At 51.2% G+C, this 24,658-nt stretch carries 23 protein-coding genes and 3 pseudogenes; 16 read left to right on the top strand and 10 right to left on the bottom strand.

Features of this window, described 5'->3' with window-relative positions:
• Positions 1-330: 330 nt before the first annotated feature.
• The 3 genes and pseudogenes from rfaE2 to NL324_RS00935 form a co-directional block, all read left to right on the top strand.
• Positions 331-792, top strand: a pseudogene (rfaE2, locus tag NL324_RS00945) (D-glycero-beta-D-manno-heptose 1-phosphate adenylyltransferase); the annotation flags it as partial.
• Positions 793-1,016: 224 nt separating this feature from the next.
• The gene (locus NL324_RS00940; protein WP_253305956.1) at positions 1,017-1,265 is read left to right on the top strand and encodes an ABC transporter substrate-binding protein; all 249 of its coding nucleotides are present in this window, start codon (positions 1,017-1,019) and stop codon (positions 1,263-1,265) included.
• Positions 1,249-1,737 (top strand): ABC transporter substrate-binding protein, encoded by a 489-nt coding sequence (locus NL324_RS00935; RefSeq protein ID WP_253305955.1) that lies wholly within the window; start codon positions 1,249-1,251, stop codon positions 1,735-1,737. Before NL324_RS00940 ends, NL324_RS00935 begins: the two co-directional genes overlap by 17 nt.
• 61 nt (positions 1,738-1,798) lie before the next feature.
• Here the strand turns inward: NL324_RS00935 and NL324_RS00930 are convergent, their stop codons facing one another.
• Positions 1,799-3,277, bottom strand: coding sequence for a TolC family outer membrane protein (locus tag NL324_RS00930; RefSeq protein WP_253305954.1), 1,479 nt, complete (start codon positions 3,275-3,277; stop codon positions 1,799-1,801).
• 240 nt (positions 3,278-3,517) lie between these two features.
• Between NL324_RS00930 and parE the strand changes: the two genes are divergently transcribed.
• Genes parE through nudE form a run of 4 tightly spaced genes read left to right on the top strand, consistent with a single transcriptional unit; the run spans position 3,518 to position 8,971 of the window.
• Entirely contained in the window at positions 3,518-5,425 is a 1,908-nt protein-coding gene (gene parE / locus NL324_RS00925) for a DNA topoisomerase IV subunit B (protein ID WP_253305953.1), read from the top strand.
• 8 nt (positions 5,426-5,433) lie between these two features.
• Positions 5,434-7,671, top strand: a complete 2,238-nt coding sequence (gene parC / locus NL324_RS00920) for a DNA topoisomerase IV subunit A (RefSeq protein WP_253305952.1) — start codon at positions 5,434-5,436, stop codon at positions 7,669-7,671.
• Positions 7,662-8,423 (top strand): 1-acylglycerol-3-phosphate O-acyltransferase, encoded by a 762-nt coding sequence (locus tag NL324_RS00915; protein WP_253305951.1) that lies wholly within the window; start codon positions 7,662-7,664, stop codon positions 8,421-8,423. The genes parC and NL324_RS00915 overlap by 10 nt, the downstream gene beginning before the upstream one ends.
• Entirely contained in the window at positions 8,423-8,971 is a 549-nt protein-coding gene (nudE, locus tag NL324_RS00910; protein WP_253305950.1) for an ADP compounds hydrolase NudE, read from the top strand. Before NL324_RS00915 ends, nudE begins: the two co-directional genes overlap by 1 nt.
• A 298-nt stretch (positions 8,972-9,269) precedes the next feature.
• On the opposite strand, the gene NL324_RS00905 is transcribed toward nudE, so the two are convergent.
• Positions 9,270-9,782 carry a hypothetical protein gene (locus NL324_RS00905; RefSeq protein ID WP_253305949.1) on the bottom strand — a complete coding sequence of 171 codons (513 nt, stop codon included), beginning with the start codon at positions 9,780-9,782 and terminating at the stop codon, positions 9,270-9,272.
• Positions 9,783-9,949: 167 nt separating this feature from the next.
• Positions 9,950-10,867 carry an Rpn family recombination-promoting nuclease/putative transposase gene (locus NL324_RS00900; RefSeq protein ID WP_253305948.1) on the bottom strand — a complete coding sequence of 306 codons (918 nt, stop codon included), beginning with the start codon at positions 10,865-10,867 and terminating at the stop codon, positions 9,950-9,952.
• Between the two features lie 212 nt (positions 10,868-11,079).
• Here NL324_RS00900 and ndk point away from each other — a divergent pair, with 212 nt between their 5' ends.
• From ndk to NL324_RS00860, 8 genes are read left to right on the top strand one after another with little or no spacing between them, the layout of a single operon-like run.
• Entirely contained in the window at positions 11,080-11,517 is a 438-nt protein-coding gene (gene ndk, locus NL324_RS00895; protein ID WP_253305947.1) for a nucleoside-diphosphate kinase, read from the top strand.
• A complete protein-coding gene (rlmN, locus tag NL324_RS00890; protein ID WP_253305946.1) occupies positions 11,517-12,644 on the top strand; it encodes a dual-specificity RNA methyltransferase RlmN in 1,128 nt (375 codons plus the stop codon). Before ndk ends, rlmN begins: the two co-directional genes overlap by 1 nt.
• Before the next feature lie 50 nt (positions 12,645-12,694).
• Positions 12,695-13,510: a type IV pilus biogenesis/stability protein PilW gene (gene pilW, locus NL324_RS00885; RefSeq protein ID WP_253305945.1), complete on the top strand. Its 816-nt coding sequence runs from the start codon at positions 12,695-12,697 to the stop codon at positions 13,508-13,510.
• A 28-nt stretch (positions 13,511-13,538) separates the two neighbouring features.
• Positions 13,539-14,669 carry a flavodoxin-dependent (E)-4-hydroxy-3-methylbut-2-enyl-diphosphate synthase gene (gene ispG / locus NL324_RS00880; RefSeq protein ID WP_253307091.1) on the top strand — a complete coding sequence of 377 codons (1,131 nt, stop codon included), beginning with the start codon at positions 13,539-13,541 and terminating at the stop codon, positions 14,667-14,669.
• 13 nt (positions 14,670-14,682) lie between these two features.
• On the top strand, positions 14,683-16,008 hold the full coding sequence (gene hisS, locus NL324_RS00875) for a histidine--tRNA ligase (protein ID WP_253305944.1): 1,326 nt from the start codon (positions 14,683-14,685) through the stop codon (positions 16,006-16,008).
• Positions 16,001-16,648 (top strand): YfgM family protein, encoded by a 648-nt coding sequence (locus tag NL324_RS00870; RefSeq protein ID WP_253305943.1) that lies wholly within the window; start codon positions 16,001-16,003, stop codon positions 16,646-16,648. Before hisS ends, NL324_RS00870 begins: the two co-directional genes overlap by 8 nt.
• Positions 16,648-17,835: an outer membrane protein assembly factor BamB gene (gene bamB, locus NL324_RS00865; protein ID WP_253305942.1), complete on the top strand. Its 1,188-nt coding sequence runs from the start codon at positions 16,648-16,650 to the stop codon at positions 17,833-17,835. Before NL324_RS00870 ends, bamB begins: the two co-directional genes overlap by 1 nt.
• Before the next feature lie 35 nt (positions 17,836-17,870).
• Entirely contained in the window at positions 17,871-18,077 is a 207-nt protein-coding gene (locus NL324_RS00860; protein WP_253305941.1) for a hypothetical protein, read from the top strand.
• Between the two features lie 107 nt (positions 18,078-18,184).
• Here NL324_RS00860 and NL324_RS00855 read toward each other — a convergent pair.
• Both NL324_RS00855 and NL324_RS00850 read right to left on the bottom strand, forming a co-directional pair.
• Positions 18,185-18,922: pseudogene (locus NL324_RS00855) on the bottom strand (IS5 family transposase).
• 179 nt (positions 18,923-19,101) lie between these two features.
• On the bottom strand, positions 19,102-19,284 hold the full coding sequence (locus NL324_RS00850; protein ID WP_253305940.1) for an IS1/IS1595 family N-terminal zinc-binding domain-containing protein: 183 nt from the start codon (positions 19,282-19,284) through the stop codon (positions 19,102-19,104).
• 67 nt (positions 19,285-19,351) lie between these two features.
• Here NL324_RS00850 and NL324_RS00845 point away from each other — a divergent pair, with 67 nt between their 5' ends.
• Positions 19,352-20,026, top strand: a complete 675-nt coding sequence (locus NL324_RS00845) for a hypothetical protein (protein WP_253305939.1) — start codon at positions 19,352-19,354, stop codon at positions 20,024-20,026.
• Positions 20,027-20,373: 347 nt separating this feature from the next.
• On the opposite strand, the pseudogene NL324_RS00840 reads toward NL324_RS00845, so the two are convergent.
• From NL324_RS00840 to NL324_RS00820, 5 genes and pseudogenes are all read right to left on the bottom strand, one after another.
• A pseudogene (locus tag NL324_RS00840) lies at positions 20,374-20,801 on the bottom strand (methyltransferase).
• A gap of 12 nt (positions 20,802-20,813) precedes the next feature.
• Positions 20,814-21,155, bottom strand: coding sequence for a 16S rRNA (guanine(1207)-N(2))-methyltransferase RsmC (locus NL324_RS00835; protein WP_253305938.1), 342 nt, complete (start codon positions 21,153-21,155; stop codon positions 20,814-20,816).
• A complete protein-coding gene (locus NL324_RS00830) occupies positions 21,136-22,437 on the bottom strand; it encodes an ankyrin repeat domain-containing protein (protein ID WP_253305937.1) in 1,302 nt (433 codons plus the stop codon). The genes NL324_RS00835 and NL324_RS00830 overlap by 20 nt, the downstream gene beginning before the upstream one ends.
• Before the next feature lie 142 nt (positions 22,438-22,579).
• On the bottom strand, positions 22,580-23,629 hold the full coding sequence (rsmC, locus tag NL324_RS00825; protein WP_253305936.1) for a 16S rRNA (guanine(1207)-N(2))-methyltransferase RsmC: 1,050 nt from the start codon (positions 23,627-23,629) through the stop codon (positions 22,580-22,582).
• Complete coding sequence (locus tag NL324_RS00820; RefSeq protein WP_253305935.1) at positions 23,626-24,615, bottom strand: LD-carboxypeptidase; 990 nt, start codon at positions 24,613-24,615, stop codon at positions 23,626-23,628. Before NL324_RS00820 ends, rsmC begins: the two co-directional genes overlap by 4 nt.
• Positions 24,616-24,658 lie beyond the last annotated feature (43 nt).

The following is a 24,658-nucleotide window of genomic DNA, read 5'->3' as shown; positions in this document are numbered from 1 at the left end:
ACCCGCTGAAGCAGAAATGAATTATTATCAACAACACATCGAGCATGCCAAAGTGGCGTGATTCTAAATAAAACGTCTCCGAGAAACCCGGGGCGATTCAGTTTGTCTATGCGGCTTTCATCATTGATGTATTTTCCCGCTACATTCCCTATAGGCATCATAGTAGAGAGCCACTTCAACACTCAGTGATAATAGCAATGCCAAAAAACAGCATAGAGTATGGGAGAAAAAGTCATGTCTCACTTAACAAACTTTAAGGCAGAGGAGCAGGTAATTCCATCGGGAACTGCAGAAAACAGGCCAGTTCAGAGCGCTCCCTGGGGTATTCTGACCGAAACCCAGCTGAAACAAGCGGTGGCCCAAGCCAGACGCCATGGCCAGCGTATTGTCATGACCAATGGTTGCTTTGATATTTTACATGCTGGGCACGTGCACTATTTAGCCCAAGCGCGCCAACTGGGCGATAGATTGATTGTTGCCATCAATAGTGATGCTTCCATTCAACAGCTGAAAGGAGAGAGCCGTCCTATCAACCCGCTAGCGCAGCGGTTGCAGGTGTTAGCAGCACTCAGAGTGGTCGATTGGGTGGTCTCCTTCACTGAAGAGACCCCAGAACGTCTGATCACTGCACTATTGCCCGACGTACTGGTCAAGGGAGGCGACTACCAACCTGACGCTGTCGCCGGGGCGGCAGCCGTTAAAAAAGCAGGCGGAACGGTGCAGATCCTCGACTTTATACCTGGCTGCTCGACGAGCGCTATCATCCGCAATATACGTCATGGCAACGACTAACCCTGGTGTGCATCTCACAAAAAATGGTCCGCAAGATAAATTCGATCCAAAGCGTTCATCATCGGTAGTCAGTGGGTTAGCCTCTTTGAGTTACAGAAAGTTCTATCCAGTCGCTCTCTATTTAGTCGTGGGATTACCGGGGCTCGTGCCACTGGCCTTACTACCTTGTCAGGCCGCTGTAGTCCCGCTAGGGGGTCAAATTAGCGACCTCTCAGCAGTTGTTGATGAATAATGGGGCTGAAGTAGCGACGCTGGATCCCCATCAGCAGATTGGCGTAGCTGAGGAGAGTGTCCTGCATGATCTTCTCGAAGGGTTGGTCAGCTTCGATGACCAAGGCCAGATGTGCCCAGCAGTGGCAACCCATCGGACAGTTAGCCCAGATCAACAGTGCTGGACCTTCTATCTGCGTCCCTCTGCTCGGTGGTCGACGGGTGAGCCGGTGACTGCTCTACAACATGGCTCCCTTACATGAACAGTGGGCTATTGCGGTGAGAGCACAATGGAAAAAATGTTTTGGATCGATGATTGACATTACCTTGGAAAGCGAAGAGTGGCGAGTCTTTCTGAAGAGTTCTCACTCTGGGGGCTATCAAGCGGCGCGGTTTTTCTGGACTTCAGCGTATAATCATCCCAGTGCCCTGTTAAATTTATTCTATGCACCAAACAATCGCAGCGGCACCTTCTGGCATAGCCCGGCCTTTGATCACCTAATGGAGCAAGCCTTACACAGTAGTGATGAAGCAGAGCGTGGTCGCTGCTATCAGCAGGCAGAGTTGATTTTGGCTGAAGAGGCCCCGGTCATTCCCCTCTACCACAGTGATCGGGTGCGTTTAGTCAAACCCTACGTCGGTGGCTTAAGCAAACACAACCCGATGAGTGCGATCTACACTAAAAATCTCTATCTGATCGAACACCCACAAAGCCCCTCACGTTACCGTCAGTAGCCAGTAGCCAGTAGCCAAAGGCTGCCAGCCGCTTTAGCGGGCCCGGCTAGCAGCCCACTGGTTAAGCACAGACCGGGGTGCTCATCACTCGAGGATTGGCCGCTACACTACCCCCCTCCGGCGTAATCACCCTCGGTGAGGGCGTGGTGGGGGTAGCGACGTTGAAGAGTTGATCAATCGCCTGCAGGTCCTGCTCGCTCAGCTGCCCGGCCGCCGCTTTCAAGCCTAACAGGTGTTTAAAATAGTCATACCGTGCCCCAGAGAAGCGCTGCTTGGCCTCGAATAATTTGGCACGAGCCTCCATCACCTCAATAAAGGTCACCATGCCCACTTTAAAGCTGGCGTCCATGGCATCCAGCTCACGCTGAGCCGAAGTGATCGCTTGTTGGTAAGCGCGGCTGGTACGCAGGGCTGAATGGATCCCATTGTACGCTTCATGGGTCATTCTAATCACCTCACGTTGACGCCGCTCCAACGCTTCGCTGGCCTGTACCATCGTAGATTGCTCTGCTTTGATCTTCGCCACAGTCTGTCCCCCTGAAAATAGGGGTAATGAGAGGGAAACCCCGCCAGAAACTTGACGCGTTTTGTCAAGGTTCTCTCCAGAGTTCCGACCGTGTGTCGCTTTCGCTTGTAATTGGAGGGTGGGGAGATGCCCCGCCTGTGCGCTCCGAACCTGTTGCAGCGCGATACGCTGTTCCAAACGGGCTGCTAGCAACCCCCAATTGCGCTGCTCACTCTGTTTTAGCCAATTCTCGATAGCCCCGCTGGGTAGTGAGGGATTAAAATCCCTGCTCTCCAAGCCATTCAGCTGCTTGTGATAATAACCACTCAGTTCTCGCAACTTTTCTAAGGCATTCTCTACTTGATGTTGCTGCATGAGTTCAGCGGCGACGCCGAGATCATACTCCGACTTCGCTTTGTAGAGCTCCTTGATAGGCAGGACACCAACATTGCTCTGCTGTTGTATCTCATGTAGCTTGCGCGCTTTCGCTGTTTTTTCCGCAGTCAGGCGTTTGAGCGTATCAATGGCCAATAGCGTATCGAAGTAGCCAGTAGCGGTGTCCAACATCAGTTTTTGCTGGGCTGCCTGATAGTGGATGTTCTGCAGTTGCACCCGCTGTTGTGCCGCGCTTAATTGGTACCACTTGTTTACTTCAAACAGGGATTGGGTCAGCGTGAAATCGATACTGCTTTGATTGCCGTAGTTTTTACTATAGCCCCCGACGGTCTTTGGTGACGCTCCTGGCAATCCCTGCAATTCGAAGTATTGATGATACGGATCGGGTACAGTCTGCTCTGGGGTTCGGTGCTCTTGCCGAAATTTCAGGTAATTGGCATTGAACCCTAATTGCGGCAATAGGGCCCCACGTGCTTGGCTAACCCCAGCAGCCGCTTCAACCTGCTTAGCCTCGGCACTGCGCAGTTCAGGATTATTCTGTTGTGCCAGCCGATAGACCTGTAGCAAACTCTCTGCATAGCTAGGTAACCCGACACTACTGAGCAACAGACTGAGTACAATCAGAGGAACTCTTTTCATTATCGCCTCGGAAAAATAAAATCTTAATCAGTATCGCGTGGTTAAAGGAGTATCATTGATGCTATCGCTTCAGTGTCACTATTATCCACGATGAACCATTAACAAGTCGTCAAGATTAACACAGGGCAGGGCCTCTAGCCATCCTGCCGCTGCTTTTTAGGTGATGACGAGGAGAGCGCTTGACAAATTACACGACACACTGGATGATGAAAAATTTAGCCTTGGGTAGCCCTTGAACGCATGAGATCGGATTATACTGCTCAGGCGATTGAAGTACTACACGGTTTAGAGCCGGTAAGACGCCGTCCTGGGATGTACACGGACACTGCGCGCCCTAACCATTTAGCGCGTGAAGTGATCGATAATAGCATTGATGAAGCGCTCGGCGGCCATGCCCGGCATATTGGGGTCACCCTCTATCAGGATCACTCTTTGGCCGTAGTCGATGATGGCCGGGGCATTCCAGTCGATCATCACCCGGAAGCCGCTATGTCAGCCCTGGAGTTGATTCTATGTCAGCTGCACGCTGGCGGCAAATTTTCGAATCAACACTATCGCTTCTCTGGAGGGCTCCATGGCGTCGGCATTTCAGTCGTCAATGCTCTCAGTAGCCAGCTACAGGTGACGGTGAAGCGCCAGGCTAAAGTCTATACTATGGCCTTTGAAAATGGTGAAAAAACCTCAGAGCTCACGGTAGTCGGTCGTTGTAAAGCCACAGAGCAAGGCACGCAGATCCGCTTTTGGCCCGATCCGCAATTTTTTGATAATCCAACCTTTTCTGCGAGCCGCCTCAAGCAGCTCTTAAGGGCGAAAGCGGTGCTTTGCCCTGGACTGCAGATCACTTTCAACAACGAGTTCACGGATGAGCAGTCGCAGTGGTGTTATCAGCAAGGGCTCCCCGATTACCTATCAGCCGGTTTAAATGGACAAATCACCCTGCCGGCAGCGCCCATTGTTGGCCGAGTGATCCAGGAGCAGGCCACCGTCGAATGGGCCCTGCTCTGGTTAGCACAGCCGGGTGAGCTGCTCACCGAGAGTTACGTGAATCTTATTCCAACGCCGCAAGGCGGCACGCATGTGAATGGGTTGCGCCAAGGCTTATTAGAGGCGCTGCGTGAATTTTGCCAATGGCGCAACCTACTGCCCCGGGGTCTTACCCTCACTGCTGAAGATATTTGGGCACACTGCAGCTATGTGTTATCGGTCAAGATCACTGAACCACAGTTTTCTGGTCAAACTAAAGAGCGTCTCTCTTCGCGCCACTGTACCGCGCTGGTAGCGACTGCCGTCAAGGAGGCCTTTAGCCACTGGCTGCAACACCATCTGGCGGAAGCCCAACTGCTGGCTGAGCTGCTGCTAGCGACTGCCCAAGCCCGCCTGCAGGCTAGCCGCAAGGTGGTGCGAAAAAAAGTGCTCCAGGGCCCGGCACTGCCCGGAAAGTTGGCAGACTGCACGCTACAAGATCTCCAGCAGACGGAGCTGTTTTTAGTGGAGGGAGACTCGGCGGGGGGCTCTGCCAAGCAGGCACGCCAGCGGGAGTTCCAAGCCGTGATGCCGCTGCGCGGTAAAATTCTCAACACCTGGGAGCTCCCCTCGGGAGAGATCTTGGCCTCCCAAGCTATCCATGATATCTCAACCGCCATCGGTGTCGATCCAGATAGTCCAGATCTCAGCCAGCTGCGGTATGGAAAAATTTGCATTTTGGCAGATGCGGACTCCGATGGCTTACATATTGCCACACTGCTGTGCGCGCTGTTTATGCGGCATTTCCGTCCATTGATTCAAGCTGGACATCTTTACGTGGCGCTGCCGCCACTCTACCGAATTGAACTCGGCGACAGCATTCACTATGCGGCTGATGAAGCAGAAAAAACGCAACTGTTGGCCAGCTTTAAAGCTAAAAAGGGACGCCTGACGGTACAGCGCTTCAAGGGATTAGGGGAGATGAACCCCCTCCAGTTACGAGAGACCACCCTCAACCCTAGCAGCCGCCGCTTAGTGCAGCTCAGGGTCGATGATCTCGCTCAAACCCTGGAGATGATGGATCGGCTGCTCTCCAAAAAACGGGCTGAAGATCGACGGCAGTGGCTGCAAAATAACGACAATCCTCTTGAAAACGCGCTGAGTAGCGCTCCCCTGGCGTCATGAGCCCCTCAATGAGTCACCAATCCCTGATTGAGTCCCTACCGTTACAGCAATTTACTGAAAAAGCTTACCTCAATTATGCCCACTATGTGATCATGGATCGGGCGCTGCCGTTTATCGGCGATGGGTTAAAACCGGTACAACGCCGGATCATTTATGCGATGTCTGAATTAGGGCTGCAGGGCGGGGCTAAATTCAAGAAATCAGCCCGCACGATAGGCGATGTCCTAGGCAAATACCACCCGCATGGAGACACCGCCTGTTATGAAGCGATGGTGTTGATGGCGCAGCCCTTCTCCTATCGCTATCCCTTGATCGAAGGGCAAGGCAACTGGGGCTCGCAGGATGATGCGAAATCCTTTGCCGCCATGCGCTATACCGAAGCGCGTCTGTCGCACATCGCTAATGCTCTTCTGAGCGAATTGGCGTTTGACACCGTCGATCAACAGCCCAATTTTGACGGCACCCTGCAGGAGCCGAAATGGTTACCCGCCCGCCTACCGAACCTGCTGCTGAATGGTGCCAGTGGGATTGCTGTCGGCATGGCGACCGATATTCCACCGCATAATATCGGCGAAGTTATCGCGGCTGTGGTCTTGCTGATCGATCAGCCAGAGGCTGACTTAACGGCCATTCTGACCCAGATCCGCGGTCCGGATTACCCGACGGCAGCCGAAATCATCACCGATCCCGCCGATCTGCACACCCTCTACCAAACAGGCCGGGGCTCTCTCAAACTGCGCGCCGTCTGGCAACAACAGGGTGAGACGTTGGTCATTACCGCCTTGCCTTACCAAGTCTCTGGCGCCAAGGTGCTCGAGCAGATCGCCGCCCAGATGCAGGCTAAGCAGCTGCCCTGGCTGGTCGATCTGCGTGATGAATCGAACCATGAGACGCCAGTACGTCTGGTGCTGGTACTCCGCTCTGCTACAGAGCAGACTGAACCGCTGATGCACCATCTATTGGCGACGACTGATCTTGAAAAGAGCTATCGGGTCAACTTAAATATGATTGGCCTGGATGGCCGCCCAGCCGTGAAAAATTTGCGGACGCTGTTGCAAGAGTGGTTAACGTTTCGTCGCATCACAGTACGCCGGCGCCTCGACTATCAATTAGAGAAGGCCCGTCAACGCTTGCACCTGTTAGCGGGTCTCTGGATTGCCTATCTGAATCTGGAAGCGATCATTGCCGTGATCCGCAATGAGGAGGTGCCGGCGACCGCGCTCATGCAGCAATTTCAGCTCAGTGAGCGCCAAGCAGAGGCGATCTTAGAGCTTAAGCTGCGCCAGCTGGCCAAATTGGAAGCGGATAAGATTCAAGCTGAGCAGACCACCCTACAGCATTTAGAGCAACAGCTGGCAGGACCACTGGGGTGTGCTGAACAACTCGATCAGCTGATTAAGCAGGAGCTGCTGACAGATGCCCAAGGTTATGGCAGCGCTCGCTGCTCGCCCTTAGTCTCTAAAGCGCTCCTTCCCACCGAGGCTACTCTGCTGAGGTTACCCGCGGAGCCCTTAACGATCGTGCTCTCGGAACAGGGCTGGATCCGTTGTGTGAAAGGGCATGATCTAGATCCAATGACCCTGCGCTACAAAACGGGTGATGGCTACCGAACACATCTCCAAACGACCAGTCAACAACCGGTGGTGATCTTGGACAGTAGCGGCCGCAGTTATACCCTCGATCGGCTTACCCTCATCGCCGCTCCTGGGCAGGAGGTGTCGCTGCGCAGCCACTGGCGACTCCCCCCACAAGCATCCCTACAGCATTTGTTGGCAGCTGATCCACAACAACCCCTGCTGTTAGCCTCTGATAAGGGTTATGGGTTTACCTGCCGTTTTGCTGATCTGCTGTCGCGCGCTCACAGTGGAAAACAGATGGTCACACTGCCTAAAGAGAGCCACCTGTTGCCGCCGCTCTACTTTAAAACGCCTCAGGATCGCCTACTGGTAATCACCACGGCTGGCTATCTATTGCTGTTCCCCATGGAGCAATTACCGCAACAATCCAAAGGCAGAGGAGAAAAAATAGTCGCTATGCCAGCTCTCCGCCGTCACCCGGGCGACACGCGTATCGCCCACTTAGCCATCGTGGATCCCAGCATACAGGCTATTCATCTACAGATCGGCCAACGGAAGCTGATACTAAAAGCGGCTGATCTCGCCCGTTTTACAGCCAATCGGGCTGATAAAGGTACCCTACTGCCCCGCGGTAGGCAGCGTATCGACCAGGTACAGTTATGCTGTTGATCTTCCGCTTTCTAAGTTTCCTCTTGCTAGGCACGCTGATCTGCCTGGTGGGTTCGCTATGTTGTTTGGTGCGTCCCCGGGATCCGCAGCATGTTGCCAGATTTGGTCACCTCTTAGGTCGCCTAGCCCCCTTACTGGGCTTACGGGTGATCTGCCGTTTTCCTAGTCATGTGGAGCGTTTTGGTCAAGCAGTCTATATTGGCAACCATCAGAACAATTACGATATGTTTACCATCTCCTGCATGGTGCCCCCCCACACGGTGACTATCGGCAAACAGAGCCTGATTTGGATCCCGATCTTTGGGCCATTGTATTGGCTGAGTGGCAATATTTTACTGAATCGGCGTAAGCAATCCCAAGCGTATAGCACCATCACCGAGGTTGTCAGGCAGTTACAAACGAGTCGGCGATCGGTGTGGATGTTCCCTGAAGGGACCCGCACGCGTGGCCGGGGCTTAATGCCTTTCAAAAAAGGCGCTTTTCACACTGCGATTGCTGCGGGTGTACCGATTATTCCAATTTGTGCCTCGAACTTGCATCGTAAAGTGCACTGGAACCGCTGGCATAATGGCTCGGTGATTATCGAGATGCTGGCGCCCATTGCTACCGAAGGGTATGGCAAGCATCAAGCCCGAGAGCTGGCTGACTACTGCTATCAACTGATGCAGGCTAAAATTACCCAATTAGAGGCTGAGGTTGCCCAGCGTGACAGCGCAGTGTTGCTAAAATCCACCTCAAGAGAAAATGTTTGATGGATAAAACCCCGATCAAGCCGCAAATTTTATCAGTTTCTCCGATAGCCCAATCGCAGCTGTTTACCATTGAGGCGGTGGATTTGCGCTTTAGCAACGGTCAACAGCGGCAGTTTGAGCGCCTGCGCCCCTCTGGAGCCCGTGCCGTGATGGTGGTGGCGATTCACGAGGGTGAACTGCTGTTAATTCGGGAATTTGCCGTGGGGATTGAGGCCTATGAGCTCAGTTTTCCAAAAGGGGCAGTGGATCCTGGTGAGGCGTTATTAGAGGCCGCCAATCGGGAGTTAATGGAAGAGGTGGGATTTGCGGCCCGACAATTAACCCTCCTGCGCACCTTAACGATGGCACCCGGCTACCTCACCAGTGAAATGAGCATTGTACTGGCACAAGATCTCTACCCACAATGGCGCCCTGGGGATGAGCCAGAGCCGCTACAACTCCAGCGCTGGCCTCTGGAGGGCATGCTACAGCTGCTGGAGGATCCCAATTTTAACGAAGCCCGCTGCATCAGTGCGCTCTTCCTTGCCCATCAGTTTTTACACCGTTAGGCTCCCGAGCGAGGGGCTCTAGAAAGCACACGATTACCCATCAGATCGCCCCGCTGTAAAATGCCTATCAGCGAATGATGATGGCCGGCGCTATCGCGTGGCGAATAGCGTCTTCCCCCTGCTTATTCAACGCTCTGAATAGCGTTCTGAATTAGGCCGTTCTACCAGTCTTGCGCAAGGGTCCGGTAGTCACGGTAGCCCGAGCAGCGCCCCACCAAAATAGGCCACTCACCAGCAGATTTAGTCCCGTTAACCCCAGTAACCAGAGCCTATAACTCGCTTGTTGACGACCACACACCTAGAGCAACAGCAGCAATACCATCCATAGCGCTTGTGGTCGCCAGGTATCGCCACGGGCGCAGCAGAAGCCTACTAGGCAGCTCATGAGCAGTTCACTGAGCATCAAGAGGATCAGCAGGGATAGATGGCTGGTGATGGCGACCGTTACTTGAGGATCTACTATCATCCAATGAATCACTTGGCAACCCGCCAGCTTGATGAGGGGTACCGTGAACAATGCAATCGCTAGCAGGCTCAGCAGCAAGAAATGGATCAGTCGTTGCTGATAATGCGGATCCTTCTCGCCGACATAACGCACCAGGAGTGCTGAGGCTACTGCACTGCCCAATAGACTCCAGTACAGTGACAACTGCCGGGTGAGCTGCCAGGCCGCTACCATGGTTGGCAGCGGTTTCAGGGAGATCAACAGCAACAATCTAACAAAATTTTTTGCTGAAAATAGGAGTCCCCCACAGCTGCGTCTTGAGAGTTCTCCAGTGGTGAGGGGAGCTCCCACTTTTTGACACCTCATTATCCATCACTTTGGCGTGAATGAAAGCACTGAACTACTCTGGGAAGGGAGTTTGGGCTTAATAGGCCTCCAAGAAAGGTGCTTAAAGGCTTAAGCCCAATAGAAGTTTATACATGGACGCACATGTTATGTTGATTGCATGAATCCAGCCTGAAAAATCAGGGTGATTAGTGCAGACAAGAGAGCTCTTCATCTGAAAGCCCGGTGCTCTGTTTGATCACCTTAACATCGACACCAGCGGAAAATAAATTTTTAGCAACTTCCAAGTTTCTCTGCTGCATACCCTGCTGTATACCCTGTTGTATGCCACGCTGTTCTAGCTGTTGTGCAAAGGTCATAACCGCTTCCCTCTTCGAAGGTATGGCGTCGGCCAGTAGGGCGATCGCCTGTTCTAACTCCTCTGGCTGCTGCTTGCTGCCGCAGGCATAAAGGATATAGGTTCCAATGTCATAAAGATAATTAGCCCCAACCTCGGAGCAAATTATAGCTAATTTCTCATCCGCAAGCATCCGTTTTAACCAAGCTATCACTCGCTTCTCTCGACTATGCTTGAGTACCATCTCCATGGCAAATACCAAGCCATGTTGGGCAATCTCTTCATCAGTGAGGGTGGTCAAGTCAATCAGGTGAAACGGGGTCATCCCCCACTGTTTGGCGAGCGCAGGCTCTGCGAAACAGTCCCACAGTTTAACACTGTGGGGATAAGGTGACTGCTTGCCGTGGTACAACACTAGGGACACTACAATGGGCAATTTATCGTGTCCTTGGCTCAGATGGCCCCTCATGATAGCTACGCGATATTCCAAGAGGCGAAATGCCATCAGTTTTTCGTCGCGACTCTGATGTTCAGCAGCCAGTACGACATAACCATCACTATTATGGATTTTGCACTGGTAGAGGCAATCGTTCTGGAAGCGCTTGAGCTTCTTGGTCACAAAATCGCCATTGGCCAGTATCAGCGTCGACAAGTCCATCTGTGCTAGTAGCTCCGCTGGTAGTTTGGAGCGCAGTAGGTCAATAGCAATGGCCTTCTCTTGCATCGATCGGCGGAATAGACGGTCGTGTGGGTGCGCTAACTCAGACATTAAGGGTATTCCCCACGCTATTTCTCACCTGGGCTGGTTCTTCGAGGGCTAGAGGGCGATAGACTAACGCAGTTTTCACTCACAGGGTAGTTTTTGTCGTATAGCCTGGCGACCCAGGTGATGAGGCAATCGCTGCGGCCTAGCTATAGGAAAAGTACCGTGTCGTTGTATAATGCCCACTGAACTCTTTTTTATCAGCAGAACACACAGTAATGGCCATTGAACAGACTTTATCGATTATCAAACCAGATGCAGTACGTCGCTCCTTGATCGGCCCGATTTATAGCCGTTTTACCGCCGCCGGCTTGCAAATAGTGGCCGCTCGATTGATGCAACTGGATCGCCTGCAGGCAGCAGGTTTTTATGCGGAGCATCAAGACAGAGCTTTTTTTAATGAATTAGTCGACTTTATGATCTCTGGACCTATCATGGTCCAGGTATTAGCCGGGGAGTCCGCTATACGGCGTTACCGTGAATTGATGGGGGCCACCAATCCGGCGCAAGCACTGGCCGGATCTCTGCGAGCAGACTATAGCCTGAGTATTCAGGAAAACACGGTGCATGGCTCGGATGCCCCGGCAAGCGCCGCGCGGGAGATAGCCTATTTCTTTACCGTGCGGGACGATGGTCATTACGACGCTATCCTGTGATGCACGAAAAGATTAATTTATTCGATCTGGACCGCTCAGCGCTGCGTCACTTTTTTACCCAACGGGGTGAAAAGGCGTTTCGGGCTGAGCAGATTATGCAGTGGATTTATCAGCGCGGCTGTACCGATTTCAGTGTCATGAGCGATCTCAACCAAGCATTGCGCCATCAACTGAGTCGCTGGGCCGTTATCGAAGCACCAAAAATTGCCAGCGAGCAGCGAGCCACTGATGGCACTATCAAATGGTCTATTGCCGTGGGGGATCAGTTGGTGGAGACCGTCTATATTCCAGAGCGGCGTCGTGGCACCCTGTGTATCTCTTCACAAGTGGGATGTGCTTTGGCGTGTCGTTTTTGCTCAACCGCCCAGCAAGGTTTTAACCGCAATTTGCGGATCTCAGAGATCATCGGCCAGGTGTGGCGGGCTAATGAACGGTTGACGGGCTTTTCAGCGGCTGGTCGCTCTCCGATCACCAATGTCGTGCTGATGGGTATGGGGGAGCCGCTGCTCAACCTAGCGAATGTCGTCCCCGCGCTGCAGATCCTGTTGGATGACTACGCTTTTGGCCTCTCTAAACGGCGAGTGACCCTATCGACCTCTGGGGTGGTCCCGGGACTGGATCAACTCGGCCAACTGATTGATGTCGCTTTGGCGGTGTCATTGCATGCGCCGGAAGACAGTTTGCGTGATCAATTAGTCCCGATTAACCGAAAATATAACATTGAAAGCCTGTTAGCGGCAGTACGCCGTTATTTACAGGGTTCCAAGGCTAACCATGGTCGGGTGACCATTGAATATGTCTTGTTAGATCAGATCAATGATAGCGATCAGCAGGCACACCAATTAGCCCGCTGCTTAAAGGGGACCCCCAGTAAAATTAACTTGATTCCATGGAATCCGTTTCCTGGGGCACCCTACCGCTGTAGCTCCCCGCAGCGGATTGCCCGCTTCTCTGAGCTATTAATGACTTATGGGTTGACCGTGACGGTGCGTAAAACCCGCGGGGAGGATATCGATGCGGCTTGTGGTCAACTGGTGGGTAGTGTGTTCGATCGTACCCAGCGTCGGACCCGTGCGCTGCAAACTGGAATAGCGATCCCAATCGTTAACCGTAGCCCAGCACTGTAAAGCCTAGCGTGCTAAGCTAGCGTCAGCTCATCGGCAAAGGGCACCGTACGATGATGAAGGATCTATCGGCTCGCTTGAAAGCCGGCGGTGGGTGTCGCAACTATTTCTATGGGATCCTACTCCTGCTGAGCGGTACTCTCAGTAGCAGCTGTAGTGCTCCGGCAGCGCCTATGGCCGTTATTGATAAGCCAGCGGCGGCGCAAGCCCGCGTTCGTTTAGGGTTGGCCTATCTGGCACGGGGAGAGCTGTTGCTGGCACGTCAGAATCTTGAGCAGGCTTTAAGTTATCAGCCACAGAGTGCCCAGGTGCAAGGGGCCATGGCGTTATATCAGCAACAGGCCGGTGAATCGGGCGCCGCGCAACGCCATTATCAGCGGGCACTGCAGTTGGCCCCGCGCAGCGGGGAGCTGTTACAGCATTATGCCACTTTTTTGTGTGGGCAACGGCGCTATCGTGAGGCACAGCACCACTTTCAGGCAGCGCTGCAGGCGCCAGGGAGTGCTCATTGGATGGATACGCTCCATCAAGCGGGCTGGTGCTATTTACAAGCGGGAGAGCCAGCGGCGGCCCGATCCCTGCTGCAGCGTGCCTTAAAGCATCAACCGGGGCAGGGCGGCCACTGGATTGGGCTGGCGAGCCGGGCCTTGAATGAGGGGAGAGGCCAGGAGGCAACGCAGGGGTTAGCGATTTATGATGCGCTACAACCGGCGAGTGCCGAGAGTCTATGGTTACATCTCCGGCTAGCTGCCTGCGCAGGCGCGACAGGGGTAGTCAATCACTATGGATCGCGACTGCTCCGGGAGTTTCCTGGCACTCAGCAGTGCCAACACTTTTTGAACCATCGCTATGAACGAACCGGTGAGTGATCCGGAGATCACGAGAGAGGACAATAGCATGTCGCTAGCAAAAAAATCGCCGATACAACGGCGTTGCTCGACAGGCCTGATGGTCGGCTCGGTGCCGATCGGCGCGGGTGCTCCGATTAGCGTGCAGTCGATGACCAACACCGTGACCACCGAGGTGGCCAAAACGGTTACCCAGATCCAGGCGTTGCAGCAGGCAGGGGCTGATATTGTGCGGGTTTCAGTCCCGACGATGGAGGCGGCGGAAGCCTTCAAGCAGATCAAGTCTCAGGTGAGTATTCCGTTGGTGGCCGATATTCACTTTGATTATCGCATTGCCTTGAAAGTGGCGGAGTATGGTGCTGACTGCTTGCGAATCAACCCCGGCAATATTGGCCAGGCGGATCGTGTACAGGCGGTGGTGGCTGCGGCTCGCCATCACCAGATCCCGATACGGATTGGGGTCAATGCGGGATCTTTAGAGCGGGATTTACAAGAGAAGTATGGCGAACCGACGCCGGAAGCGTTGGTGGAGTCTGCGCTACGCCATATTGATCACCTAGATCGGCTTGACTTTCAAGCTTTTAAGGTCAGTGTGAAGGCTTCGGATGTCTTTTTGGCCGTGCACGCTTATCGACTGCTGGCACAGCGGATCCCACAACCATTACATTTAGGCATTACTGAAGCGGGGGGGTTGCGGAGTGGTGCGGTCAAATCAGCGGTGGGTTTAGGGCTGTTATTGGCTGAAGGCATTGGGGATACCGTGCGTATCTCCCTAGCAGCTGATCCCGTACAAGAGATCAAAGTGGCTTTTGATTTATTAAAAGCACTGCGTTTGCGCAGCCGCGGTATCAATTTTATTGCCTGCCCCACCTGTTCGCGTCAAGAATTTGATGTGATTAATACGGTGAACACTTTGGAGCAGCGATTAGAAGATATCACTACCCCGCTGGATGTTTCGATTATTGGCTGTGTTGTGAATGGGCCTGGCGAAGCCCAGCAAGCGGATGTAGGCGTGACCGGTGGTCATAAGAGAAGTGGGTTTTATATCAATGGGGTCCGGCAAAAGCTGCGCTTAGACAACCATGCTATGATTGATGAGCTAGAGCAGCAGATTCGGGCGCAGGTTGCCCGCCTGATCAGCAGCGACCGTATCGCCATTCAGCAACTAGAGAGCGAATAAACAGGAGTTGATAATGGCCAAACGGTTGCAAGCAGTCCGTGGGATGAATGATGGTTTACCGGAGACGACGGCGGTGTGGCAGCATGTGGAAGCAGTGCTGCGACGGCTAGTGAGTGCTTATGGTTATGGTGAGATCCGCACCCCCGTGGTTGAAGATGCCACGCTATTTATCCGCTCTATTGGTGAAGTGACGGATATTGTAGAAAAAGAGATCTACCTTTTTAACGACCGTCATGGGGAGGCGTTAGCCTTGCGACCAGAAGGTACCGCAGGGTGTGTTCGTGCCGGGATTGAGCATGGCTTACTCTATCACCAAGAGCAGCGCTTATGGCATCTTGGCCCGATGTTTCGTTATGAACGGCCACAAAAAGGGCGTTACCGGCAGTTTCATCAATTTAGTGTTGAAGTCTTTGGCCTGACAGGCCCGGATATTGATGCGGAACTGATGGTCATGACAGCGCGTCTATGGCGGGAATTGGGGATTGACCAGCAGGTGCGGCTACAATTGAACTCTATCGGCTCCAGCGCTGCCAGAATGGCTTATCGGCAAGCGCTGGTGGCGTACTTGCTACCGCACCAACAGCAGCTCGATGCGGACAGTCAACGGCGGCTGCAGAGCAATCCACTGCGCATTTTAGACAGCAAAGATCAGCAAGTCCAAGCCCTGTTGGCAGGGGCTCCCCGTTTTTCTGACTATTTAGATGCAGCGTCCCAGCAACACCTTGCAGCGCTCTGTCATCTGTTAACAGAGCTGCAGATCCCCTATCAACTCAATGAACGGTTGGTTCGTGGCTTAGACTATTATAATCAAACCGTATTTGAATGGGTCACAGACCGGTTGGGTGCCCAAAGTGCCTTATGTGCTGGGGGGCGCTATGATGGGCTGGTAGAACAGCTTGGTGGGACATCAACGCCAGCCATTGGCTTTTCGATTGGTTTAGAGCGCCTGGTGTTGTTGCTGCAGCAGCAACCGACCCTACTGCCACAGCCTGCTCCCATAGATTGCTATCTGATAGCCGCAGGCCAGGGGAGTGCCAGCGCTGCTTTACAACTGTCAGAGCGGATCCGCACCGCCCTTCCAACCTTGCGGATCATGACCGATTGTGGTGGTCGTGATTTTAAAAAGCAGTTTAAACAGGCAGACAAAGTAGGCGCCCGGGTCGCTCTGGTGCTGGGTGAGCGAGAGATCGCCCAGCAGCAAGTGATCATGAAGCCCTTGCGGGAGCAGTGTGGAGCGTCAAAGAACGATCAGCAGGTGGTGGCACAAGATCAGCTCATCGGGCATTTACAGTGCTGGTTCAAAATCAATACACTCAATCAGGAAACGATCAGTGAATAGTCAAGGTATTCAACTACCCATCAGCGAGCAGGGCTTCTATTTTGTAAAGCGTTATGCCAAAACCATTGGTGTCATCCTGATGATTGTCGCCGGTTTTGTTTATGCGGGCTATCGCCGGCACCTTCAGCAACAAGCGCGGCAAGCCCAAGTAGCGGCAGCTTATGCTGAAATAGTGCCGCTGCTAACAGCTGAGAAAGCGCAGGCGGAACAAGCTGAGAAAACGATAGAGCAATTTATTGACCAGCATCAGGAGAGCGTTTATGGGACGCTGCTAGCGTTACAATGGGCGAAACATTGGGTTGATCAGCAAGCGTATGATCGAGCAGCAGCACAACTGACCGCCGCGCTACAGCGGACACAGGATAGTGATTTACAAGCGGTGATTCGGTTACGTTTGGCAAGGCTACAGGACCAATTAAACCAGCACACAGAGGCTTTGAAAACGGTAGCGGGCCTTCAGAAATCTCAGGCCTGGGGGCTAACCGCACAAGCGTTGCGGGGAGATATTTTACGTCACCAGCAAGATTTTGCGGGTGCCCGAGCTGCTTATCAACAGGTCCTGAATAGTGGAGCATCACCTTTACAGCCTTTAGTGAAGTTATGGCTGAACGAACTCGGCGATAATCAGGAGAAACCATAATGCAGTGCAGGCGATTAATAGGGCTTAACACCCTCCTATTGATGGGGTTATTGAGTGGCTGTTCACTGTTTAATCGAGAACAGGATGTGGTGAAAGTGTCGCCACTCCCCATCGTGGTGAATCAATTTAAGTTAAACCAGGTGTGGAAGCAGACTGTGGGACAGGGAGTTGGGTCTTTTTACTCCCGGTTACAGCCTGCTTATCAAGCTGGCAGGGTCTATGTCGCTGATCGCCAAGGTCGTGTGGCGGCGCTCAGTGCGGCTAAGGGTGAAGTGATTTGGCAAGTCAAGCTTTCTGCCCCCTTAAATAAGCGGAGTGCCTTGTTGTCTGGGGGTATCACCCTGGCCGGAGAGCAATTGCTGCTCAGCAGTGAAAATGCTGAAGTCCTAGCTTTACAGGTCGCGGATGGCACTCTGTTATGGCGCCAGACGGTGGGTGGGGAGGTGATTTCACGACCCCTAGTTGATCAAGGGCTAGTGTTAGTGCATACCAACAATGGCCTGTTAGAAGCACTGGATCAGCAGAGTGGCCAACCACGCTGGCAGCAGAGTCTAGATATTCCGGTACTATCGTTACGGGGTTCCTCTAATCCAGTGGCATCGTCGGAAGGGATTATGGTGGTCGGCGGCAAAAATGGCCGGGTGAATGCGCTCTCTTTAGAGCAGGGTGAGCTCCTCTGGCAACAGCAAATTGCTCAGCCTACCGGGACTACGGAGATTGATCGGCTTAACGATGTTGCGGCAACGCCGGTGATTATCGACAATCGGGTCTTGGCTCTCAGTTATCATGGCACCCTCAGCGCTCTAGCGTTGCATAGTGGTCAAGTGATGTGGCAGCGTCCTATCAGCTCTGCCAGTGATTTTATCGTGGTTGGCCAGCAACTGTACCTGGTTGATCAGGCCGATAATGTGATTGCTGTAGACAGTCGTAGCGGCGTAGAGTTGTGGCGCCAGAGTGCCCTGCGTCATCGACAGTTAACCTCACCGACCCTCTATCAAGGCGCGCTGGTGGTCGGCGACGCCCAGGGTTATCTTCACGGGATATCGTTAGAAGAGGGTCAGTTGGTAGCGCAACAGAAACTGGATAGCAGTGGCTTTTACAGTGCCGCGATAGTCGCTGGTGATCGCTTGGTGGTGCAGGCGCGCAAGGGAGCACTCTACCTGCTGAGTCGTCAGGTTGTGGAATAAAAGTGATTAAACAATTCATCTAGAGGAGAAAAATCATGTCTGATCCACACAATAATCAAGATAAACCAGCTGCTGAAAACAGCGCTCAATGCTCTTCTTTTGTTGACAAAATGAGCGCCTTTATCAGTGATCCGAAGCCCTCCGGAAGTACGCCTTCCACTTGGGTCCCGGTTCGTGAACAGGCGAAGCAGGAAGTTTCCAACGTACTTGCTCAAGTTAAAGGATTATTTATAAAAAAATGAGCGTTAGTAAGATGCTCAATCGGCTGCCTGAGGATAGGGTGGCCGATTTTGCCTGCACTGTCGGTTAACGCTCAGTTGATCTTGATCCCTTAGGGGCTGTTGACAATTCACATAGGTAGGCATAAAAATCCGCAAGCCATAGCGACCGTACTCTCGTAATTGCGCTTCAATTTGTCATATCTAGTTGCTACTGCTCTAAAATGTTTGAGTCTAGCAAAAATATTTTCCACAAGGTGCCTGAGCCCGTAAAGGTACCAATCCATAGAGTCGTTACCAATCAGCGAGTTTTTCTTGCGGGGGATCACTGCCTTAGCCCCTTTTTTTTCTATTTGTTGTCGCACTTGCTGGCTATCATACCCCCTATCAGCAACAATAACCTCTGCTGGCGGAAGAGCCTCCAGAAATTCGGGGGCTACGGTGCAGTCACTGACTTCTCCGCCAGTAACCTTAAAAGCAATGGGTAAACCATAACTGTCGACTGCCATGTGGATTTTACTGGTGTTACCCCCGCAGCTCTTGCCTATCCCTTCATCCCTTTGTCCGGAAGCCCCGGCGCTATGTTGATGAGCTCTTACGTAGGTTCCATCAATAAACTCCCATTCGGTATCTGATTTTTGGCTTAGCGCTGCAAAAATTCTCAACCATTTTCCTGATTTAGACCAGTATTTGAACCTCCTGAAGAGAGAGTTCCAGTGGCCAAATTGCTTTGGCAAGTCACGCCAGGGGCATCCTGAACGCATTCTTTAGAGCATTCCTTCAACACTACGCCGAAGATTTCGGTTGTCATAAATTCCCTCTTGAAGCAAGATTAACCGTAGCTTCGGCCAAAGCTCATCACTGAGCATAAGTCTGAGTGTTGCAAACTTGTTTTTTTTGTTGTTCTTAGAAAAACACAACTTTACAAGTTTGCTCTTATTTTTCAATGCGTTAGTACGAATTGTCAACAGACCCTATCCGATCTCAAAAATTAACAAAGTTGATACTCTTTATGTCTCTTCAATGTGTCTGTCAAATCGGGTGAGGATCAGAAAGCCATATCCACAATGTGTTGAGCAGTTCCTGGCTCATGGCCGTTGTAGCGGTATTCTACCTGTAAGTACCGCCGACAAGCCTGACAGTGAAAGCGTTGTAATCCGTTTGGTGCTTTTCCATTTTTGACCACCGTCTCTTGCCCACAGTAACGACATTGACCCTCTATAAACGCCATCTGAAAACCTCCCTCTTTTGATGGCTATCAAAACATAGCAGTCAATAGAGGACATCACCAACTTAATTTGACAAAAACCATCCTGGCAACTATCCTGGCAAAAAATAGTATCCGGATAGTGCTGGGGGTTTTTTTTTTGTATGAACGCTTAGCCGTTATAAAACATGACATTGAGGACAATATTATGAAGCTACGCGATTTGCTTAGAGAAGAAGGGCCAGGTATTGAATTTTTTGAGAAAATAAAAGATTTTCTGGGAGACGTAGACAGTAGTTTTTCTCGTGAAATTGATGATATGGTATTAACCAAATTTTATAATGCCGAAAAATTACTGGTATTAGCAGAAAAAAATCCTTCTTTAATCCCAGAACTAGAAAATTTGATGCAATCCAATGTACCCGAGGAACTTTTATTCAATAAAATAGCAGAAGTAGTAGCGGCAAACTCGGAAGATGGATTGGCAGGCGGATCAGCGCTGTCAGACGGTGGCCCCCTTGACAAAGGTAAAAAGACCCTGCTAATCATATCCAATAGGGAAACGAACCCGATAGAAGATTTGATGGCATCAGATATAGGCAGGAAACTTTTATTCAATAAAATAGCAGAAGTAGTAGCGGCAAACTCGGAAGATGGATTGGCAGGCGGATCAGCGCTGTCAGATGGTGGCCCCCTTGACAAAGGTAAAATGGACCCGCTAATCGTATCCAATGTTGAAATGAGCCCAAAAGTGGCAAAAAGCTAATTTTTTCTCATGAGTGCGCCGTGCAAAGGCATGGTCTTTCAGCAGGTGCAAATCCCGCTCGGCAACTTTCGCTCCAGCCGGTCGCAATCTAAGCAGCTGTTGAAGTAACGAAACGGCTGAAGCCTCCCGGTGTAGAGAGGTCCATACTAGTGACTTGGTGATGATGCAGGCGGTAACGCGAGTGGACGCTGAGCAGGTCTCGACAATGATGATGCGGAAGCCGACCAGCCTCGAGCGGGATGTGGAAACGGAATCAGGGTTAGGACAGTAAGGCAGGCCAATCGAAATAGGCGGTCAACAGATATGCAGGATCTACAATCACCGCGCTACATCTCGACGCTACCTGCTTACTGTTTGGTCACTTGATAGAGCTTAAAACGCGGTTGATGAGCCAGGAGTTGGTGGCTGCCAAAAGTCTGATCGAGCAGTGTGGCATAGGGCAAAAAAGCATTGGCCACGAGGAGCAACCGGCCCGCTGGCGCTAAGTAGTCCCGGGCGTTGCGGATCCAAGCCGCGGTCGCTTGGGTGCTCAGTTGGCGCCCCTCATGAAAGGGGGATTGGTGATGATCACATCAAAGAGACCCTGAAGATCGGAGAACACCTCACTGGCCACCACGCTACCGCTGAGCTGGTTCTCTGCCAGGGTCGCTTGTGTGGCAGCCAACGCTGGGGCCTGAACATCACTCAAGGTTAACTGGATGGTGGGATAACGTTGCTTGGCCACCACCCCTAAGACGCCAGCACCACAACCTAGATCTAACCCCCGGCCCTGCAGCGCTGGTAGCTGTTATAGCAGTAGCTGGCTACCAGCATCGAGTCCGTCGCGACTAAAGATCCCCGGCAGGGTTTTAATCGTTAACCCCTGATAGTTATAACGATCCCAGTAATTGAGCAGATCAAAGGGGAGCGGCAAGATACAGCGGAAGTGATATAACCGACAACGACGGGCAGTGTCTACTAGAGTGACGATCCCAAAAGGAGAGAGTAATGGCTCGACATGGCGGATACCACTGCGCTGCTCACCCACCAGCCACCAGTCGGTTGTTACGGGTAATATCGCTAGTAAGCTGAAAATGTGCAGTTGTGCTTCGCCCTTGTTTTTCGGCTTTTTATGTAAACCTAGCCTCACTAATTGTAGGTAGTTCGGTAGAGATGGGCCGCTGAAAATCACGGTCAATAGTGGTCTGTGCCGATAAGTTATCCAGACACTCCCCAGTACTGGATATTACCTGTGTTAACCGAGCATATAAATTTGGCATATAGCCTTGTAGAAGACTCAGTGCTGCAGGATCTATTTTTTTATTCCTCATTAGTATTGGAAAAATGTCGAACTCTTTGAAATGCTCATTGCCATATTTTAGCAGCAACTGTAGCTCATCCAATTTATTTTTTTCTATAGCCGTCACTAGGTTACTATCAGTGATAGCATTAGGATTTTTATTTAATAGGAGGTCGAGTGCATCATAATTTTTCTCGATCGCTTTATTGATATCGTATTCGGTCACTTGGTTTGGGTTAAACTCTTTAGAGTCTAGGAGAAGCTCTAGTACCTGCACATTTTCTTCTATAGCGATACTAACCGCCATAGTAGGTACAATTTTTACTTTATTTAATAAATTTTTGATCTTATCTAAATCACTATTAGCGACTGCGATTACTAATGCGATGTTATTGGTTACAGATGTTTTTTCCTGTTTGAAGTTTGCAGGAGATAAAGGGATCACTTTATTCTGATTTTCCAGAGGATTTTTTTCATAAAATATGGAATGAGAAAAATATTTAAATTTTTCCTTCTCTTTTTTCAGGCAATCATTCATTTCCTGTAAATCTTGAGCATCTGTAACTATATTAGAATCTATTTTATAAGTAGATATTTTATTGCCAATCTTAACACTGAGAGAGAAGCCAACTGCAGCACATAAGCTTATGTTATCCAGGATATAATCTGTTAAACTAGCAGTTCCTGTTCTTAGTTTGGTAAAATTCTCAGCAAATCCAACGATGTTGGTACTATTGGGTTCTGAATAAGTGCATAGGATAACATCGCCAGATACCCTTTTAAGTTGAGAGTGTGCGGCTCCCGAAAAACAGGATAGTAAATGAACCACCGGAACGGTGTCTGTTGAGCTGTTTTTTATAACTTTCGAAATGATTTCATCTGACAAAATATGTTTATCATTGTATGATAACAGTAGTCTAGGTGATTTATTTAATAGACCTAATAGAAAATTTTGTGGTGATGGTCGAACACCGTGAATATTTAAAAAATATTCACTAAAACAGTTGCTGGGAAACCCTTCCTCAAGAAATTTTTTAGCGCTTTCTTGGTCCAGACACGTTAGGTTTTGGTTAGGATTTCCTGTTATTTGTGTCTCTTGTAAGTTAAGAATTATAAATTCACTTGTTATCATAATATTATATTGACCTACTATTGCAAAAAGTTATGAATCTTATTTTTATTTTAAACAATAGTCAACAAAATTATTTTGAAATCTTTGAAAAGATCTGGAATGGCATGAATGTTGTTGAATATTGAAAACAACAGTCGACAATTTACTGTTTTGTGACTTGATAGAGCTTAAAGCGTGACTGATTCGCCAGGAGTTGGTGGCTGCCAAAAGTCTGATCGAGCAGTGTGGCATAGGGCAAAAAAGCATTGGCCACGAGGAGCAACCGGCCCGCTGGCGCTAAGTAGTCCCGGGCGTTGCGGATCCAAGCCGCGGTCGCTTGGGTGCTCAGTTGGCGCCCCTCATGGAAGGGGGGATTGGTGATGATCACATCAAAGAGACCCTGAAGATCGGAGAACCCCTCACTGGCCACCACACTACCGCTGAGCTGGTTCTCTGCCAGGGTCGCTTGTGTGGCAGCCAACGCTGGGGCCTGAACATCACTCAAGGTTAACTGGATGGCGGGATAACGTTGCTTGGCCACCACCCCTAAGACGCCAGCACCACAACCTAGATCTAACACCCGGCCCTGCAGCGCTGGTAGCTGTTCTAGTAGTAGCTGGCTACCAGCATCGAGTCCGTCGCGACTAAAGATCCCCGGCAGGGTTTTAATCGTTAACCCCTGATAGCCATAACGATCCCAGTAATTGAGCAGATCAAAGGGGGGCGGCAGGGTACAGCGGAAACGGTATAACCGACAACGACGGGCAGTGTCTACTAGAGTGACTATCCCAAAAGGAGAGAGTAATGGCTCGACATGGCGGATGCCGCTGCGCTGCTCTCCCACCAACCACCAGTCGGTTGTTACGGGTAATATCGCTAGTAAGCTGAAAATGTGCAGTTGTGCTTCGCCCTTGTTTTTCGGCCAGTAGTACAGCACCGTGTCGCAAACAGCGGTTAGGGAGCGCTCAGGCAGGAGAGTACAGTGTACCCGAGCGCTCCCCAGCCAGGGAAGCAGACGCCTGGCATGATGGTAGTAGTGGGTATAGACGCTGGTATGGTGCGGGCTAAACTGGCGACAGTAGTCATCCTGCAGATCACCAGCAAACAGCAGGTGACGTGTTGACAGGGTTACTTGGTGCCGCTCGAGCAGTTGACTCGGCGCAGTTAAGGGTGTGCAACGGCCACTGCTCTGCTGATGAGTCGGCCGGATCATGAATAGGGTGCTGCTACTGTCAGTGAAAATGGGCCTGACGGCCCGGCCACGGCTTGCAAAGTAGCCAGGGTGTTTAACGGCAACGGGGTTTTACGATAACCATGGCCAATCCCCTGTAGACTAAAGACCGGGAAAGCCACGCTCTGGGCAAAACGCTGTTGAACGATCGCTGTGAGCGGTTGATTGCCTGATTGGGTCAAGTCACCAAAAATCACCGCCTTGACCCCGTCGAAAATGCCCGCCTGCCGTAGATGATCTAAACGGCACTCTAGGGCAGCCGGCGGTAGCGCAACGTCTTCTAAAAATAGGAACTGATTAGCTGCTGCTAGTTGCCAGCAGGTGCCTAGACTGGTTTCAACCAGGGTTAAGTTCCCACCCACGACTCTAGCCTCTAACTTAAAGTCATTGGGTAATGCTTTTTGAGACAGTAGCGTTAACTGGGGAATGACAATACTTTTTGGAGGGGCCGTGATAAACGCTAACAGTTGATCCACCGACTGTGGTGCAACTTTATGATTGATAATTTCGGATAACATGGTTGCGTGGAGCGCCGGCCACTGGTATTTTTTTTGTAAATAGAGCTGCAGTGCGGTGATGTCACTATAACCAATCACTATTTTTTGAGTGCGGTTATCTCTAATTTTTGCTTTAACCTCAGGGGGAAGTCTTTCTAAGTAAGGGATCAACCGGGCACTCCCATAACCGCCGCGCAGACACCAAATGAAGCGACTATCATCGGTGAGTGCAGTGATTAAATGGCCTGCTCGAGCGTCATCGCTATTGGCATAGAGCGGATCCTCACCATAAAGGTTTGTCGGCAGATAAAACGGTAATCCTACAGTGGTGAGATAATCTGTTATCGCTGTGAGTTCGGAGGATACAGTTTTAGAAGCGGGTGCAATCACATGAACAATAGCATGCTTTTGTTGGGGGGCTGCCAGGATCTGGCAGGTCATCTGCCAGTGGAGCAACGGGGTTAGAGCCATGGCTAGTATCCTGAATCTTTGAAGCCCATAGCAGAGGAGTCTA

Source organism: unidentified bacterial endosymbiont (assembly GCF_918320885.1).
Taxonomy (GTDB): Bacteria; Pseudomonadota; Gammaproteobacteria; order Enterobacterales.
The sequence above is the reverse complement of the archived record's forward strand: the minus strand, read 5'-3'. Positions and strand labels throughout refer to the sequence as shown.